General features: G+C 63.6%; 15 protein-coding genes. 10 read left to right on the forward strand and 5 right to left on the reverse strand.

The window, feature by feature from the left end; all coding sequences use genetic code 11:
- Positions 1-26 precede the first annotated feature (26 nt).
- Together G7026_RS15320 and G7026_RS15325 are read right to left on the reverse strand one after the other, a co-directional pair.
- Positions 27-1,532, reverse strand: coding sequence for a tripartite tricarboxylate transporter permease (locus G7026_RS15320; protein ID WP_181071779.1), 1,506 nt, complete (start codon positions 1,530-1,532; stop codon positions 27-29).
- Positions 1,533-1,544: 12 nt separating this feature from the next.
- Positions 1,545-2,054 (reverse strand): tripartite tricarboxylate transporter TctB family protein, encoded by a 510-nt coding sequence (locus tag G7026_RS15325; protein WP_181071780.1) that lies wholly within the window; start codon positions 2,052-2,054, stop codon positions 1,545-1,547.
- Positions 2,055-2,735: 681 nt separating this feature from the next.
- Between G7026_RS15325 and G7026_RS15330 the strand changes: the two genes are divergently transcribed.
- The 3 genes from G7026_RS15330 (at position 2,736) to G7026_RS15340 (ending at position 6,449) form a co-directional block, all read left to right on the forward strand.
- Positions 2,736-3,620 (forward strand): DMT family transporter, encoded by an 885-nt coding sequence (locus tag G7026_RS15330; protein WP_181071781.1) that lies wholly within the window; start codon positions 2,736-2,738, stop codon positions 3,618-3,620.
- A gap of 166 nt (positions 3,621-3,786) precedes the next feature.
- Positions 3,787-5,703 carry a 3-dehydroshikimate dehydratase QuiC gene (gene quiC, locus G7026_RS15335; protein ID WP_181071782.1) on the forward strand — a complete coding sequence of 639 codons (1,917 nt, stop codon included), beginning with the start codon at positions 3,787-3,789 and terminating at the stop codon, positions 5,701-5,703.
- Between the two features lie 65 nt (positions 5,704-5,768).
- Positions 5,769-6,449 carry a TetR/AcrR family transcriptional regulator gene (locus G7026_RS15340; RefSeq protein ID WP_181071783.1) on the forward strand — a complete coding sequence of 227 codons (681 nt, stop codon included), beginning with the start codon at positions 5,769-5,771 and terminating at the stop codon, positions 6,447-6,449.
- Between the two features lie 85 nt (positions 6,450-6,534).
- On the opposite strand, the gene G7026_RS15345 is transcribed toward G7026_RS15340, so the two are convergent.
- Positions 6,535-7,380, reverse strand: coding sequence for a shikimate dehydrogenase (locus tag G7026_RS15345; RefSeq protein WP_181071784.1), 846 nt, complete (start codon positions 7,378-7,380; stop codon positions 6,535-6,537).
- Between the two features lie 2 nt (positions 7,381-7,382).
- Positions 7,383-7,823: a type II 3-dehydroquinate dehydratase gene (gene aroQ / locus G7026_RS15350; RefSeq protein WP_181071785.1), complete on the reverse strand. Its 441-nt coding sequence runs from the start codon at positions 7,821-7,823 to the stop codon at positions 7,383-7,385.
- Between the two features lie 387 nt (positions 7,824-8,210).
- Here aroQ and G7026_RS15355 point away from each other — a divergent pair, with 387 nt between their 5' ends.
- The 7 genes from G7026_RS15355 (at position 8,211) to G7026_RS15385 (ending at position 14,602) form a co-directional block, all read left to right on the forward strand.
- Positions 8,211-9,068 (forward strand): CoA transferase subunit A, encoded by an 858-nt coding sequence (locus G7026_RS15355; protein ID WP_181071786.1) that lies wholly within the window; start codon positions 8,211-8,213, stop codon positions 9,066-9,068.
- A complete protein-coding gene (locus G7026_RS15360) occupies positions 9,068-9,850 on the forward strand; it encodes a CoA-transferase subunit beta (protein ID WP_181071787.1) in 783 nt (260 codons plus the stop codon). The genes G7026_RS15355 and G7026_RS15360 overlap by 1 nt, the downstream gene beginning before the upstream one ends.
- A complete protein-coding gene (pcaF, locus tag G7026_RS15365) occupies positions 9,847-11,052 on the forward strand; it encodes a 3-oxoadipyl-CoA thiolase (protein WP_181071788.1) in 1,206 nt (401 codons plus the stop codon). Before G7026_RS15360 ends, pcaF begins: the two co-directional genes overlap by 4 nt.
- A gap of 75 nt (positions 11,053-11,127) precedes the next feature.
- Positions 11,128-12,489: a 3-carboxy-cis,cis-muconate cycloisomerase gene (locus G7026_RS15370; protein ID WP_181071789.1), complete on the forward strand. Its 1,362-nt coding sequence runs from the start codon at positions 11,128-11,130 to the stop codon at positions 12,487-12,489.
- 10 nt (positions 12,490-12,499) lie between these two features.
- Complete coding sequence (gene pcaD / locus G7026_RS15375) at positions 12,500-13,288, forward strand: 3-oxoadipate enol-lactonase (protein ID WP_181071790.1); 789 nt, start codon at positions 12,500-12,502, stop codon at positions 13,286-13,288.
- A gap of 17 nt (positions 13,289-13,305) precedes the next feature.
- Positions 13,306-13,698 carry a 4-carboxymuconolactone decarboxylase gene (gene pcaC, locus G7026_RS15380; protein ID WP_181071791.1) on the forward strand — a complete coding sequence of 131 codons (393 nt, stop codon included), beginning with the start codon at positions 13,306-13,308 and terminating at the stop codon, positions 13,696-13,698.
- Between the two features lie 13 nt (positions 13,699-13,711).
- Positions 13,712-14,602: a helix-turn-helix domain-containing protein gene (locus tag G7026_RS15385; RefSeq protein WP_181071792.1), complete on the forward strand. Its 891-nt coding sequence runs from the start codon at positions 13,712-13,714 to the stop codon at positions 14,600-14,602.
- On the opposite strand, the gene pobA is transcribed toward G7026_RS15385, so the two are convergent.
- Positions 14,584-15,768: a 4-hydroxybenzoate 3-monooxygenase gene (gene pobA, locus G7026_RS15390; RefSeq protein WP_181071793.1), complete on the reverse strand. Its 1,185-nt coding sequence runs from the start codon at positions 15,766-15,768 to the stop codon at positions 14,584-14,586. The genes G7026_RS15385 and pobA overlap by 19 nt on opposite strands.
- Between the last annotated feature and the right edge of the window lie 267 nt (positions 15,769-16,035).

Raw genomic sequence — 16,035 nt, forward strand, 5'->3', positions numbered from 1 at the left:
GGTGTCACTCCAGGTTGTTGTTGTTTTCAGCCGTGTGCGGTCTTGCGTTTCTTGATCAGGCCCATCAGTGGCGTCTTGCTGAGCAGAATCAGCACGATGCCCAGGGTGAGCAGCAGCGACAGCGGGTTGGTCAGCAGTTCCTTGACCAGCTCGACCGGGCTGTCGCCCACCGAGGCCATGGCCTGGCGGTAGGAGGTGTCCATCATCGGGCCGAGGATCACACCGAGAATGACCGGCCCGACCTGGAAGCCATAGGCCTTGAGGAAGTAACCGAGCAGGCCGAAGCCGAGCATCCAGTACACCTCGGTCATGCTGCTGTTGATCGAGTAGGAACCGACCACGCAGAGCACCAGAATCAGGGGAATCAATACGGCCTTGGGCATCTCCACCATCTTGGCGAACAAGCGGATGCCCATCAGCCCGAAGATCAACAGGAAGATGTTGGCCAGGGCCAGATTGCCGACGGTGAACCAGAAGATATGCGGGCTTTCGACCATCAGCATCGGGCCGGGATTGAGGCCGTGGATCACCAGTGCGCCGATGATCACCGCGGTCACCGCATCGCCGGGAATGCCAAGCGTCAGCATCGGTACATAGGCGCCGCCAACCGCGCTGCTGTTGGCCGTCTCGGGCGCAACGAGGCCTTCGTAGGCGCCTTCGCCAAAGGGCCGGCTGGGGTTCTTCACGGTGCGCTTGGCATGGTCGTAGGCCATCAGCGCCGCGATATCGCCGCCGACTCCCGGCAGTGCGCCGACCAGCACGCCGATGACCGAGGTGCGAATCGATAGCGGCAGGTACTTGAGCACCATCGCGATGGAGGGAATGATCTTGTCGACTTTCTGCCGCACCGGCGCCACGTCCAGGTTGTGCAACTGGTAGAAGGCCTCGGCGACGCCGAACAGGCCGATCATCACCACCACGTAGTGGATGCCGCCCATCAGTTCCACCTGGCCTAGGGTGAAGCGGCCCTGGGCGGTGACCGGGTCCATTCCGACCAGGCCGATCACCGCGCCGAGGCTGGCCGCGAAGATGCCCTTGGCCAGTGAACCGGCGGCCAGACTGCCGACCAGCAACAGACCGATCGCGGCGATAAGGAAGTAGTCACGCGGGGCGAATTTCAGCGCCAGATCGCCGATCACCGGCGCCGCACAGGCCAGCACGATCACCCCGACCAGGCCGCCGATCACCGACATCACCGTGCTCAGGCCGATGGCGCGCCCGGCTTCGCCCAGCTTGGCCAGCGGATAGCCGTCGAAGGCTGTGGAAATGGAGGAGGGCGCGCCTGGAATGTTAAGCAAAATGGCGCTGCGAGAGCCGCCATAGACGCCACCGATGAAGATGCCGACGATCAGCGCCAGGGCGTCGTTGACATCCCAGGCGAAGGTGAAGGACACCAGAATAGACACGGCCATGGTGACCGACAGACCGGGAATGGCACCGATATAGATGCCAGCGAACGTGCCGAGCGCGGTGAGCAGCATCAGCTCCGGCGTGGTCCAGGCCATCAGCAGATAGGAGAGGGTTTCGCTCATGGGGCAGGCTCTCTAAGGCAGGTAGACGCTGAAGGCGAGGGTGAACATTAGGTAGATCAGGCCCACCGACAGTGCGCTGATCAGCAACGCGCTGACCGGCCGTCCCTTGCGCAGAAAGGTGATCGCCAGCAACAGGAAAACGAAGGTCGCGACATAGAAGGTCGCCCACTGAATCGCGGCAAGATAGAGCACCGCGAGCAGGATCAGGATGACGTTGCGCAGCGGGAAATGCTCGGCACAGAAGCGCTTGCACGAGCCTGCCCAACTGGGTTCGTCCGAGGCGCGCTTGTGGCGCAGTTCGAGCAGAATCTTGCCCGAGGAGAGCAGCAGGACCAGCCCGACGCCAAGTGGAAATGCGCCTGGCGAACTGATGGAGGTGAAGCCCGCGATCTGGTACGCGGCGATCAGTACCGCCGCGCTGAATAACAGCAGCAGCACGCTGAAAGCAACTTCGCCGACCCGTTTTTTCGGCGTCTCTGCACGGGTTTCGTGGTGCTCGGCTAGCGACTCGGTCTGTTCCATGACTTCAGCCTCGCGCGACATGAGGTTGAAGGGCGTGCGACGGAAGCGTTCCGTGGCCGGCTCGGATAGAGGAATCGAGGGTATCGATGGCTGGCAAACCGCCAAGCGGCGCGCAGATAGAGGCACGTCCGAGGGCGCGCTCTGACAGGGAAGTGAACATCGCAAGGACCCTTTTTTATTTATTGGCGCTTCGGTGACCGAAGCGGGGTGGAGCCGATAGTGGTACCAACGAACGAACCAATCAATTGGCGATGCCCGATTATCGAACAGAAAACTAACTAGTTAGAACATTTTTGTCGCCTTCGAAGGCCACGAGGGAGCAAAGGCGAAACGCTGAGGCGCCGGTCATGTCTTTTCATTTCGGCCGCTCCGGCTCGCGGCTGCAGGCATGGGCCCTCGGGTCTGTCCGTTGCGCGGGCGGCCGGGGCACGGCCGAACGATAAGGATTTCATCCCAAGGCTGACGCGCCGTGACAGGTGCTTTCCTGACGAGAGCGATTGTGATTTGCTCGTTCTGCTGCCGACGCGCCGCAGAGTGTCGCGCTGACTGGAGATACCCACGCGACCTCGTAGCCCATGCCACAAGACAACTGCGCGCATGTGGCGCAGTTCGAGTCGTTATAGTGAAGACCGAGCGTGATCGTTCGCGATTGACCGGTGCGAGCCGTTAGAAGGGAAGTCGATGAGTTCGAGTAATCCGCTGTCGGGCGTGAACCGCCCCTTCATGGGCATCGCGCTCATTCTCTGCGCGACCTTCCTGTTCGCCAGTCACGATGCGCTGTCCAAGTACCTGTCGAGCCTGTATCCGATTGTGATGGTGGTCTGGGCCCGCTACGTGGTCCACACGCTGCTGATGGGGGTTATCTTCCTGCCGCAGTCGGGGCTACGCGTGTTGCGCACCCGGCGCCCGCTGCTGCAGGCGGCGAGAGCGTGCTGCCTGCTCGGCACCAGTTTGCTGTTTACCACCGGTTTGTTTTACCTGCCAATCGCCGAAGCGACGGCAGTCAACTTTCTCGCGCCCTTGCTGGTAACGGCGATGTCGGTTCCGCTGCTCGGCGAGAAGGTCAGCCGTGCTCAGTGGGCTGCGGTGCTGGTGGGCTTCGCCGGCGTGCTGTTGGTGGTGCACCCGGACGGCGCGATGTTTACGCCGGCGGTGCTGTTTCCCTTAGGTTCGGCCATCTGCTTCGGCACCTACCAGATCCTGACCCGCAAACTGAGCGAGACCGACAGCCCGACCACCAGCAACTTCTTCACCGGGTTGTTCAATACGCTGGCGGTCAGCGCACTGGTGCCCTTCTTCTGGCAGGTACCGGATGTCATCGGGGCATTGTTCATGGTGGCGCTGGGTACCTGCGGCATGCTCGGCCATCTGTTGCTGACCCAGGCGTTTCGGCATGCCGCACCGGCTCTGCTGGCACCTTTCGGCTACGGGCAGATCGTATTCGCCGGGCTGCTCGGCGCCCTGTTCTTCGGTCACGTGCCGGATGCGATCTCGTTGTATGGCATCGCGATCATCTGCCTCAGCGGCCTGGGTGCGGCGCTGATGCAACGCAGACGGCATGCCTGAAAGCGAACCTGTGCGGTAATCGAACAAAAAACTAACCGGTTCGTACATTTTCGAGCCTGTCGTCGCTTCAAACAGGGAGCATCGCGCTACATTTTACGGATGGGCCTAACGGCCGGATAACAATAAGCGGCCGCCTGCCGAGCCGTCTGTTCAAATGGAGTCCTGCATGCACCGTTCGATTGCAACCGTGTCCCTCAGCGGAACCCTGCCGGAAAAACTCGAGGCCATCGCCGCCGCCGGGTTCGACGGCGTCGAGATCTTCGAAAACGACCTGCTTTACTACGACGGCAGCCCGCGAGCGATCCGCAAGCTGTGCAGCGACCTGGGCTTGGCGATCACCTTGTTCCAGCCGTTTCGTGACTTCGAGGGATGCCGCCGCGACCGCCTGCCGCGCAACCTCGACCGCGCCGAGCGCAAGTTCGACCTGATGCAGGAGCTGGGCACCGATCTGGTGCTGGTATGCAGCAACGTGGCCGCCGATGCGCTGGGAGATGAGGCGATCCTGGTCGAGGACCTGCGACTGCTGGCTGAGCACGCCGCTGCGCGAGGCTTGCGGATCGGCTATGAGGCGCTCGCTTGGGGTCGCCACGTCAATACCTACCAGCAGGTCTGGAACCTCGTCCGTCAGGCCGACCATCCGGCCCTCGGGGTGATCCTGGACAGTTTCCACACGCTGTCGCTCAAGGGCGACCCGGCAGCTATCGAGCAGATTCCGGGCGACAAGATCTTCTTCGTGCAGATGGCCGATGCGCCCCTGCTGTCGATGGACGTGCTGGAGTGGAGTCGCCACTTCCGTTGCTTCCCGGGTCAGGGAGAGTTCGATCTGCCCGGCTTTCTCGCACCGATTATCCGTACCGGCTACCGCGGGCCATTGTCGCTGGAGATCTTCAACGACGGCTTTCGCGCGGCGCCGCCCCGGGCCAATGCCGTAGATGGCCTGCGCTCGCTGCTCTACCTCGAAGAAAAGACCCGGACGCTGCTGGCGCAAGATGCTACGCCGCCGGAGAACCTGGACATCCTGTTCGCGCCGCCACCGGCGAGCCGCTACGACGGCGTCGAGTTTCTCGAATTCGCGGTGGACGAAGGGCAGGGCGCCAAACTGGCCGGCTGGCTGGAGCGGCTCGGCTTTGCACGCGCCGGCCAGCATCGTTCCAAAGGCGTGAGGCTGATGCGTCAGGGCGAGATAAACATCGTGCTCAACGCCGAGCCATACTCATTCGCGCACAACTTCCTCGAAGCCCATGGCGCCTCGCTGTGTGCCACGGCGCTGCGCGTACGCGATGCCGGCAGCGCGCTTGATCGCGCCCAGGCCTTCGGTGGCCAACCGTACCGCGGTTTGGTCGGGCCGAACGAGCGTGAGATCCCGGCTGTGCGCGCACCCGATGGCAGTCTGATCTATCTGGTGGAACAGGGCGATTCGCAGCAGACCATCTATGACACGGACTTCCATCTGGATACGGGCGCGAAGGCCACCGGCAATCTGCAACGGATCGACCACATGGCGATGGCGCTGCCCGCCGACAGCCTCGACAGCTGGGTGCTGTTCTACAAATCCCTGCTCGACTTCGAAGCCGACGACGAAGTGGTGCTGCCCGATCCTTACGGTCTGGTGAAGAGCCGCGCCATCCGCAGCCATTGCGGTTCGATCCGCCTGCCGCTGAACATCTCGGAGAACCGCAACACCGCGATTTCCCACGCGTTGTCCAACTACCGTGGCTCGGGTGTGCACCACATCGCCTTTAGCTGCGAGAACATCTTCGCTGAGGTGGCGCGGGCCAAGGAGGCCGGCGTTCCGCTGCTGGAAATCCCGCTGAACTACTATGACGACCTGGCCGCACGCTTCGATTTCGACGATGAATTCCTGAGCGAGCTGGCCTACTACAACGTGCTCTACGACCGCGACAACCAGGGCGGAGAGCTCTTCCACGTCTATACCGAGGCATTCGAGGACCGCTTCTTCTTCGAAGTCCTGCAACGCAAGAATGGTTATATCGGCTACGGTGCGGCCAACGTAGCGGTGCGCCTGGCAGCGATGGCCAAGGCGCGCAGCGCGGCGGCTAGCGCTCGCGCTCCGCGTATCTAGCGTCAACCTCTGCGTCACGGCGGCGCCTCGGGCGCCGCCTGTCTTGAACCACAAGAAGAACAGTCATGAACGAGCCTGTGCTTTCACCTACCAACGAGTCAGCCGAGGCGCCTCGCAAAGGCCGCAAGAACAATCCGGAACAGACACGGGAAAACATCCTTCAGGCGGCCATCAGCGAGTTCGTCCAGCAAGGGTTGTCCGGCGCGAGGGTCGATTCCATCGCCGAGCGTACGAAAACCTCGAAGCGGATGATCTACTACTACTTCAGCAGCAAGGAGCAGCTCTATCTGGCGGTGTTGGAAAAGCTCTACGGCGACATCCGTGGCACCGAACGTACGCTGCACCTGAGGGAGCTGGAGCCGCTCGACGCGATGCGCCGGCTGGCGGAGTTCACCTTCGATCACCACGACCACAACGTCGACTTCGTACGCATCGTCAGCATCGAGAACATCAACTACGGGCAGTTCGTTTCCGAATCCCAGGTGATTCGCTCCCAGAGCAGCGCGATTCTGGAGATCATCGACGACGTCTTGCAGCGAGGTCGGGCGCAAGGTGTGATTCGCGAGGGATTGAGCGCGCTGGACGTACACATGCTGATCAGCTCGTTCTGCTTCTACCGGGTATCGAACCGGCATACCTTCGGCTGGATTTTCGATATCGATCTCGCCGCGGCGGCCAATCGCGAACGCCACAAGCAGATGATCTGCGACGTGGTGCTGCGTTACGTGACCGTCGAGCCCGAGTAGCGAGCGTCATCGTCAGCTTTGTTTGTCCGCGCAGCCTATGCAGGTCGGCGCAGACGCCGCATGACCGGGCGTCTGCGTCAGCGCTCTAGAAACTTGCGAAATGGGCGAGCATGCGCTCGGCGTCCGGTTGCTTGCCGCTGAACAACTCGAACGCCTTGACCGCCTGAAAAACTGCCATGTTGCCGCCGTCGAGGGTACGGCAGCCCAGCGCGCGGGCATGCCGGAGCAGTTCGGTCTCCAGCGGGAAGTAGATGATCTCGGCTACCCAAAGCTCAGGGCGCAGCAATTCGGGCGGCAGCGGCGTGCCTGGCAGCTTGTCCATTCCGACCGGGGTGGTGTTGACCAGCCCGTCGGCCTCGGCCATGGCTGCTGTCAGGTCCGTACCCGGGCGCGCGCGCTCGGCGGCGAAGCTCTCGTTGAGGCTGTCGACCAGGGCTTTGGCCCGATCCGTTTCCACATCGAAAATGCTCAGCGTTTCCACCCCTTCGCTGAGCAGCGCATGGGCGACGGCGGCCCCGGCACCGCCGGCGCCCATCTGCACCACGCGGCGGCGAGGCGCGTCGTCCAGGTTGCGCCGGAAGCCTTCGGCGAAGCCCAGGGCATCAGTGTTGTGGCCGATGCGCTTGCCATCCTTGAGCACCACGGTGTTCACCGCGCCGATACCGCTCGCTTCGGGCGACAGCTCGTCGAGCAGCGGGATGATCAGCTGCTTGCAGGGAAAGGTGATGTTCAGCCCCGTGTAGCCCATGCGCTCGGCGGCGGTGAGCAGCTCGGGGAGGGCGTCGGTATCGAGCCCGAGGGCGTCCAGATCGATCAGCCGGTAGAGATAGCGCAAGCCCTGAGCGTCCCCTTCGCGCTCGTGCATCGCCGGCGTTCGGGAAGCCTGGATACCTTTGCCAATCAGGCCGGCAAGAATGCTGCGTTGAGTCATGTTCAGCCTTCCAGGAGGTGGGCGAAGTGTTCGATGGCCAGCCGATAACCGTGGCTGCCGAAACCGCACAGCACACCGACCGCGACCGGTGAGACGTAGGAGTGATGCCGGAAGGCCTCGCGTTTGTGCACGTTGGACAGATGCACCTCGATGACCGGCAGCTCCGCGGCCGCCAGCGCATCGCGAATCGCAACGGAGGTGTGGGTCCAGGCAGCTGGATTGATGACGATACCGGCGCAACGGCCGCGCGCCTGGTGAATCCACTCGATCAGCTGGCCTTCATGGTTGGTCTGCTGAAATTCGATCGAGAGGCCGAGCAGTTCGCCGGTACGGCGACACAGCTCGGCGATGTCGGCAAGGGTCTCGTGGCCATAGGTGGCCGGCTCACGGGTGCCGAGCATGTTCAGATTCGGCCCGTTGAGCACCAGAAGGGTATGAGGCATAGGCATTTCTCATTGTTTTATTGGCTGGCCAGAAAATGTACCAACTAGTTAGTTACGTCAATTGAGTGCCCAGCCCCTGACGATATATACCAAGCGAGCTGAGTACCCCGTCAGGCTCCACGATCCAGGGAGGCCGGGCGGTTGCGCAGAATATTCACGGTCTGACTACCCGCTTATAGGGAGCGAAATACCGTTCGTTAATCGAACGCAGCACGTCACGGCGGGGCGCGTATCGGGCGAATATGCGTACCCCGATGAAACTCATCGGAATCGTTCGATAATCGACCGAATAGTCGATTATCGGATTGTTCTGACGAGCTCATCGCCGTACTTTTGGTTACCGCCTCGCTCCCAGCGAGGATCGAATAAATAGACGGGTACCCAACAATGGCCGAACTGATTTCCCTGCGCGAAGCGGTGCAGCGCTTCGTCAACGATGGCGACACCGTCGCCCTCGAAGGTTTCACCCATCTGATCCCGACTGCCGCATCCCACGAAATCATCCGTCAGGGCAAGAAAGACCTCACGCTCGTGCGCATGACGCCGGATCTGGTCTATGACCTCATGATCGGTGCCGGCTGTGCCAAGAAGCTGATCTTTTCCTGGGGTGGCAATCCGGGGGTCGGTTCGCTGCATCGCTTGCGCGACGCGGTCGAGAAGGGATGGCCGCAGCCATTGGAGATCGAGGAACACAGCCATGCGGACCTCGCCAACGCGTACGTCGCCGGCGCCTCGGGTCTGCCCTTTGCCGTGCTGCGTGCGTACCTCGGTTCGGACCTGCCGAAGGTCAATCCGCTGATCAAGTTCATCGACTGCCCCTTCACCGGCGAGCGCCTGGCGGCGGTCCCTTCGGTACGCCCTGACGTCACCGTGATCCACGCGCAGAAGGCGGACCGCAAAGGCAACGTGTTGATCCAGGGCATCCTCGGCGTACAGAAGGAGGCGGCGTTGGCGGCCAGGCGCAGCATCGTCACGGTCGAGGAGATCGTCGACGACCTCCAGGCCCCAATGAACGCCTGCGTGTTGCCGACTTGGGCGGTCACGGCTGTCTGCGAGGTGCCGCGCGGCGCGCATCCGTCCTACGCCCACGGTTATTACGAGCGCGACAACCGCTTCTATCAGGATTGGGACCCGATCGCTCGCGACCGTGAAAGCTTCAATGCCTGGATCGATGAATACATCCGTGGCACGAGCGACTTCAACGAGTTCCAGCAGAAGCTGGCCGCAGCACAGGAGGCCAAATGATGGGCAGCTATTCCACCAATGAAATGATGACCGTCGCCGCCTCCCGCCGCCTGGGCAATGGCAGCGTCTGCTTCGTCGGCATAGGCCTGCCATCCAAGGCCGCCAACCTGGCTCGCCTGACCCACGCCCCGGACGTGGTGCTGATCTACGAATCGGGTCCGATCGGCGCCAAGCCCAGCGTGTTGCCGCTGTCGATCGGCGATGGCGAGTTGGCCGAAACCGCGGACACCGTAGTGCCTACCGGCGAGATCTTCCGCTACTGGCTGCAGGGCGGACGCATCGACGTCGGTTTCCTCGGCGCGGCCCAGGTCGACAAGTTCGGCAACATCAACACCACGGTAATCGGCGATTATCACCAACCGAAAGTCCGCTTGCCAGGGGCCGGCGGCGCGCCGGAAATTGCCGGTTCGGCCAAGCAGGTCCTGATCATCCTCAAGCAGTCGCACCGCACCTTTGTCGACAAGCTGGCGTTCATCACCTCGGTGGGACACGCCGAGGGCGGCGATGCGCGTAAGCGCCTCGGGCTGCCGGGCGCCGGCCCGGTGGGGATCATCACCGACCTGTGCATCATGGAGCCGGAAGCCGGGTCCAACGAATTCGTGGTGACCTCGCTGCACCCGGGTATCACCCGCGAGCAAGTAATCGAGGCCACCGGTTGGGCCATCCGTTTTGCCGACAACGTGCAGACCACCGCCGAGCCGACCGAGGCGGAGCTCGTGGCGCTGCGTGATCTGGAGGCCCGTACCGCTGCCGCTCATGGGCAGAAGGGGAGTGATGAATGAGTCGTGAAGTCTTTATCTGCGATGCCGTACGTACACCTATTGGCCGCTTCGGCGGCGCTCTGTCGGCGGTACGTGCCGACGATCTTGCCGCCATCCCGCTACGGGCGCTGCTCGAGCGCAACCCGGGGCTGAAGCCGGACGAGATCGACGAAGTCTATATGGGCTGCGCCAACCAGGCCGGCGAGGACAACCGCAACGTCGCCCGCATGGCGGCGCTGCTGGCGGGCCTGCCGGACAACGTCCCGGCGCTGACCCTCAACCGCCTCTGCGCCTCGGGTATGGACGCCGTTGGCGCGGCGTTCCGTTCGATCGCCGCCGGTGAGATCGACCTGGCGATTGCCGGCGGGGTGGAATCCATGTCCCGCGCGCCCTTCGTCATGGGCAAGGCCGATACCGCCTTTTCCCGCAACATGAAGCTCGAAGACACCACCATCGGCTGGCGCTTCATCAATCCGCTGATCAAACAGCAGTACGGTGTCGACTCGATGCCCGAGACCGCCGACAACGTGGCCGACGAGTACAACGTCAGCCGAGCCGATCAGGACGCCTTCGCCTTGCGTAGCCAGCAGCGCGCCGCTGCGGCCCAGGAAGCGGGCTTCTTCGCCGAAGAGATCGTGCCGGTGGTGATCAAGACCAAGAAGGGCGAAACCGTCGTCGATCGCGACGAACACCTGCGCCCAGACACCACGGCTGAAACCCTGGCCAAGCTCAAGCCGGTGAACGGCCCGGACAAGACCATCACCGCCGGCAACGCCTCGGGCGTCAACGATGGCGCTGCGGCGATGATCCTGGCCTCGCGCGAGGCGGTGGAGAAGTACGGCCTCACGCCGCGCGCTCGGGTGCTCGGGATGGCCGCCTCCGGCGTTTCTCCGCGCATCATGGGCGTTGGCCCGGTGCCGGCGGTGCGCAAATTGCTGGCGCGGCTGGACAAACGCGTCGAGGACTTCGACGTGGTGGAGCTCAACGAAGCCTTCGCCAGCCAGGCGTTGGCCTGCGTGCGTGAGTTCGGCCTGCCGGACGACAGCGAGAAGGTCAATCCGCAGGGCGGGGGTATCGCCCTGGGTCATCCGCTGGGCATGAGCGGCACGCGCATCGTCATGACCACCGTGCACTGGCTGGAAAAGAACGGCGGGCGCCTGGGGTTGGCGACCATGTGTGTCGGTGTCGGCCAGGGCGTCGCCATGGCCATCGAACGGGTCTGACCCGCCTGTCACCCCTGCTTGCGGCTAGACTCGCAGCCGGCAGGGGTGTGCTCTGTTCAACCATGGAGAACGCAGGTGCAACGTTCGTCCCACCAGTTATTCGATGCCTATTTCACCGGCGCAGCCATGCGTGAGGTGTTTTCCGATCACGGTCGGCTACAGGGCATGCTCGATTTCGAAGCCGCCCTGGCGCGCGCCGAGGCGCGGGTCGGGGTGATTCCAGCTCAAGCGGTGCAGCCGATCGAAGCGGCCTGCCAGGTCGAACTCTACGATCTGGATGCGCTGCAGCAGGCGATCCTCAAGTCCGGTAACTCGGCGATTCCACTCGTCAAGGCGCTGGGCAAACGTGTCGCGCAGGGCGACCCCGAGGCCGAGCGCAGTGTCCACCTGGGCGCCACCAGCCAGGACGTGATGGACACGGGGCTGGTCCTTCAGCTGCGGCGCGCCGTCGGCCTGCTGGAACGGGATCTTGCACAGTTGGGTGGCGCGCTTGCCGATCAGGCCCAGCGCCACGCCGATACGCCGATGACCGGCCGGACCTGGCTGCAGCACGCCACGCCCGTCACGCTCGGCATGAAGCTCGCCGGTTGGCTTGGCGCGCTCAACCGCCATCGCCAGCGTCTCGAGGAGCTCAAGCCTCGCCTGCTGGCGCTGCAATTCGGCGGCGCGTCCGGCACCCTGGCCGCACTGGGCGAGCAGGCCTGGCCGGTCAGCCAGGCGCTGGCCGAGGAGCTCGGGCTGGCTCTGCCGGATCAGCCCTGGCATACCCAGCGTGATCGTCTGGCTGAGTTCGGCACGCTGCTGGGGCTGATTGCCGGCAGCCTGGGCAAGATCGGCCGTGACCTGTCGCTATTGATGCAGACCGAGGCCGGCGAGGTGTTCGAGCCTGCGGGGCAGGGGCGCGGCGGTTCTTCGACCATGCCCCACAAGCGCAACCCGGTCAGCGCCGCGGTGCTGATCGCCGCAGCGACCCGCGCACCGGGCCTGGTCTCCACCATGCTGTCGGCGATGCCTCAGGAGCACGAGCGCAGCCTCGGCCTCTGGCACGCCGAATGGGACACGCTGCCCGAGCTGTGCTGTCTGGTCGGCGGTGCGCTGCAGCAGGCACTCCAGGTCGTCCCGGAACTCGAAGTCGATGCCGCGCGGATGCGCAGCAATCTGGAACTGACCCAGGGCCTGGTGCTGGCCGAAGCGGTCAGCATCGTCCTGGCCCAGCGCATCGGCCGCGACGCCGCGCATCATCTGGTCGAACAATGCTGCAAGCGCGCCGTCGCCGAGGGGCGTCACCTGCGCGAGGTGCTTGGGGACGACCTGCAAGTCAGTGCCGAGCTTTCGCCCGAGGCGCTGGACCGCCTGCTGGACCCGGCTAATTACCTGGGCCAGGCGCGCCGCTGGGTCGAGCGCGCGCTGGCCGACCATCACGCCCTGTCTCGTTGAGGATTCTGCAATGCCTTTCGTAACGCTCGCCGATGGCGACCTGAACTACCGGCTCGACGGCCCGGACGACGCCCCAGTGCTGATGCTGTCCAACTCGCTGGGCACCGACCTGCGCATGTGGGATGCCCAGCTTGGCGCCTTCGCCCAGCATTTTCGGGTGCTGCGCTTCGATACCCGCGGCCACGGCGCTTCGCTGGTCACGCCCGGTCCTTACACCATAGAGCAGCTGGGGCAGGATGCACTGGCGCTGCTCGACGCGCTGGACATCGCCAAGGTGAGCTTTTGCGGCCTGTCGATGGGCGGCCTGATTGGTCAGTGGCTTGGCATAAACGCCGGCGATCGGCTCGAGAGGCTGGTGCTGTGCAACACCGGAGCGAAAATAGGCTCCGACGAGGTCTGGAACGGCCGCATCGACACCGTTCTGGCCGGCGGCCAACAGGCCATGCGCGATCTGCGAGACGCCTCGATCGGACGCTGGTTTACCCCAGCCTTCGCCAGCGTCGAACCGCAGAAAGTCGAGCCGATCGTCGAGATGCTCGCGCAGACCTCGCCCGAGGGATATGCCGCCAATTGCGCGGCGGTGCGCGATGCCGACTATCGCGAGCAACTGGGGCGCATCACCGTGCCGACGCTGATCGTTTGCGGCAGCGCGGACGCGGTGACCACTCCCGAACACGGCCGCTTCATGCAGGAACGCATCGCCGGCGCCGAGTTGGTCGAGTTCCCCGCGGCGCATCTGTCCAACGTGGAAGCGGGCGATGCCTTCACCACCCGGGTGCTGGCGTTCCTGGGCCACTGACTTTCAAAGGATCGACGATGGACGAAAAACAGCGTTACGAGGCTGGCATGCAGGTACGCCGTGCGGTACTGGGCGATGCTCATGTCGACCGCAGCCTGGAGAACATCACGCCGTTCAACCAGGAATTCCAGGAAATGATCACCCGCCACGCCTGGGGTGACATCTGGACGCGACCGGGTCTGCCACGGCACACCCGCAGCCTGATCACCATCGCCATGCTCATCGGCATGAACCGCGAGGGCGAGCTCAAGCTGCATCTGAAGGCGGCCAAGAACAACGGCGTGACGCGGGACGAGATCAAGGAAGTGCTGATGCAGAGCGCGATCTACTGCGGCATCCCGGCGGCCAACGCGACCTTCCATCTCGCCGAGCAGGTGTGGGACGAGATGGGCGTCGAGTCGCTCGAGTGACCCGGCCATAGTCATGGCCTCGCAAGGTGTGCCGGTCTTCAAGTTGTACGGCGAGCAACTGGACTGGCCGACCGAAGACCTGCTGCATTGCGAGTCGATTCCCCAGCGCAGCAGCCAGCACGGTTGGGAGATCAAGCCCCATCGGCATGGCGATCTGCTGCAGCTGCTCTATGTGCAGCAGGGGCAGGCCAATGTGGAAATCGAAGGGCGTAGGCACCGCATCGAGCGTCCCGCGTTGCAGGTCGTGCCGCCGCTGGCCATCCACGGGTTTCGCTTTTCGGCCGACATACAGGGCTACGTGGTCACGCTGTCCGCGCCATTGCTCGAGTCGTTGCGAGGATCGCTGGACGGCGCAATGGGGTTCGCGTCGCAACCGGCCTGTCATCTGCTGGGCGACGACCAGGTGCAACTCGATTTGCTGCTGGCCGCGCTGCAGCGCGAGTACCAGCAGCGTGCGCCCGGGCGGGATCTGTCGCTGCGCTCGCTGGTGACGCTGCTGATGGTCTGGGTCGCGCGCCAGGGTGTGTCCGAGCCTGCGGGCCGGCGTGGAACCCTGCCGCGCGGACACGGGTTGCTGGCACAGTTCGGCGCCCTGGTCGAAGCCCATTACCGCGAGCATTGGGGTATCGAGCGGTATGCGCGCGAGCTGGACATTTCCGCCGCGCACCTCAATGGCCTGTGCCGTCGCCTGGCCGGGCAGAGTGCCTTGCAGGTGGTCCACCAGCGCCTGCTGCTCGAGGCCAAGCGCGACCTCATCTACACCGCGATGACGGTCAACCAGATTTCCGATTACCTGGGGTTTTCCGAGCCTGCCTATTTTTCTCGCTACTTCCGGCGGCTGACCGGACAGAGCCCCAATGCCTTTCGCAAAGTCGCCATGCCGGGTCAGTCGATCGGTTCGTAGGGCAGGCCCACATAGTTCTCGGCGATGGTCATGCGGCCGGCTTCGGAGTTGAGGAAGTAATCGCGTTCGGTCTCTTGCAGGCGCCGGTCGAAGCCGTCCTTTTCCGGAAATTTATGCAGCAGTTGGGTCATCCACCAGGAGAACCGCTCGGCCTTCCAGATTCGTCTCAGGCAGATCTGCGAGTAGCGTTCGAGTAAGTCGGCGCGGCCCTCTCGATACACCTTGAGCAGGATGCGATAGAGCGTGCTGACATCGCTCGCCGCGAGGTTGAGCCCCTTGGCACCGGTCGGCGGCACGATATGCGCGGCATCCCCAAGCAGGAACAGCCGACCGTACTGCATGGGCTCGACGACGAAGCTGCGCAGCGGGGCGATGCTCTTTTCCAGGGAAGGGCCGGTGACCAGCCTGTCAGCGATGTCCCGCGGCAAGCGGATTTTCAATTCCTGCCAGAAACGCTCGTCCGGCCAGTCTTCGACCTTCTCATCCAGCGGCACCTGCAGGTAATAGCGGCTGCGGGTCTCCGAACGCTGGCTACAGAGCACGAAGCCGCGCTCGTGGTGGGCGTAAATCAGTTCATGATTGACCGGCGGCGTGTCGCTGAGCAGGCCCAGCCAGCCGAACGGGTAGACCCGTTCGAAGGTCTGCAGCACGCCATCGGGGATCGACTGGCGGGCGACGCCGTGGAAGCCGTCGCAGCCGGCGATGTAGTCGCAGTCGAGCCGGAGTGCTTCGCCATCCTTGCGGTAGGTGAGGTAGGGCGCGTCACTTTTTGCATCGTGTACCCAGACGTCGCTCGCCTCGTAAACGGTCGGCGCGGCGCTGGCCTGACGTGCTTGCATCAAGTCGCGGGTCACCTCGGTCTGGCCGTAGACCATGACCGTTTTGCCGCCGCTGTGGGCCTTGAGATCGAGCCGCTGGCGTCGACCTGCGAAGACCAGTTCGACCCCTTCGTGAACGAGCCCCTCCCTGTCCATGCGCTCGCTCACGCCGGCTTCGCGCAGCAGGTCCACCATGCCCTGTTCGAGGACGCCCGCGCGAATCCGGCCCAGCACGTATTCCGGTGTTTGCCGTTCGAGTATCACGGTGTCGATGCCAGCCTTGTGCAGCAACTGGCCTAGCAGTAAGCCGGACGGACCGGCACCGATGATCGCTACCTGGGTTTTCATTGTTGTTATCTCGGCTAGAGCGGCTGTACCGCCGTTGGCCTGTATTTTTCGCTGCCGAATGGCGGGGCAAGAAGGGAGTTTTACGAAGCAGATCTGGACTTTTGATGATTCGGTGCGATTAACGGCCAGCCAGCTGTGCCGCATAAAAAAGCCCGTCACGAGGACGGGCTAAAGAAATGCCGTAACAGGAGCAAACGGGTGAAGCGGTGTTACAGGATCGACAACGGGTAGTTGAAGATCAGGCGGTTCTCGTCGAACTCGTTGTTG

Source organism: Stutzerimonas azotifigens (genome assembly GCF_013522725.1).
In the GTDB taxonomy this organism is placed as follows: Bacteria; Pseudomonadota; Gammaproteobacteria; order Pseudomonadales; family Pseudomonadaceae; genus Stutzerimonas; species Stutzerimonas azotifigens_A.

Coding starts and splice junctions, on each gene's coding strand:
- pobA (WP_181071793.1), bottom strand. CDS start 15,768: ATGAAAACCCAGGTAGCGATCATCGGTGCCGGTCCGTCCGGCTTACTG.
- pcaC (WP_181071791.1), top strand. CDS start 13,306: ATGGACGAAAAACAGCGTTACGAGGCTGGCATGCAGGTACGCCGTGCG.
- G7026_RS15325 (WP_181071780.1), bottom strand. CDS start 2,054: ATGGAACAGACCGAGTCGCTAGCCGAGCACCACGAAACCCGTGCAGAG.
- G7026_RS15360 (WP_181071787.1), top strand. CDS start 9,068: ATGGGCAGCTATTCCACCAATGAAATGATGACCGTCGCCGCCTCCCGC.
- G7026_RS15320 (WP_181071779.1), bottom strand. CDS start 1,532: ATGAGCGAAACCCTCTCCTATCTGCTGATGGCCTGGACCACGCCGGAG.
- G7026_RS15355 (WP_181071786.1), top strand. CDS start 8,211: ATGGCCGAACTGATTTCCCTGCGCGAAGCGGTGCAGCGCTTCGTCAAC.
- pcaF (WP_181071788.1), top strand. CDS start 9,847: ATGAGTCGTGAAGTCTTTATCTGCGATGCCGTACGTACACCTATTGGC.
- quiC (WP_181071782.1), top strand. CDS start 3,787: ATGCACCGTTCGATTGCAACCGTGTCCCTCAGCGGAACCCTGCCGGAA.
- aroQ (WP_181071785.1), bottom strand. CDS start 7,823: ATGCCTCATACCCTTCTGGTGCTCAACGGGCCGAATCTGAACATGCTC.
- G7026_RS15330 (WP_181071781.1), top strand. CDS start 2,736: ATGAGTTCGAGTAATCCGCTGTCGGGCGTGAACCGCCCCTTCATGGGC.
- G7026_RS15385 (WP_181071792.1), top strand. CDS start 13,712: ATGGCCTCGCAAGGTGTGCCGGTCTTCAAGTTGTACGGCGAGCAACTG.
- G7026_RS15340 (WP_181071783.1), top strand. CDS start 5,769: ATGAACGAGCCTGTGCTTTCACCTACCAACGAGTCAGCCGAGGCGCCT.
- pcaD (WP_181071790.1), top strand. CDS start 12,500: ATGCCTTTCGTAACGCTCGCCGATGGCGACCTGAACTACCGGCTCGAC.
- G7026_RS15345 (WP_181071784.1), bottom strand. CDS start 7,380: ATGACTCAACGCAGCATTCTTGCCGGCCTGATTGGCAAAGGTATCCAG.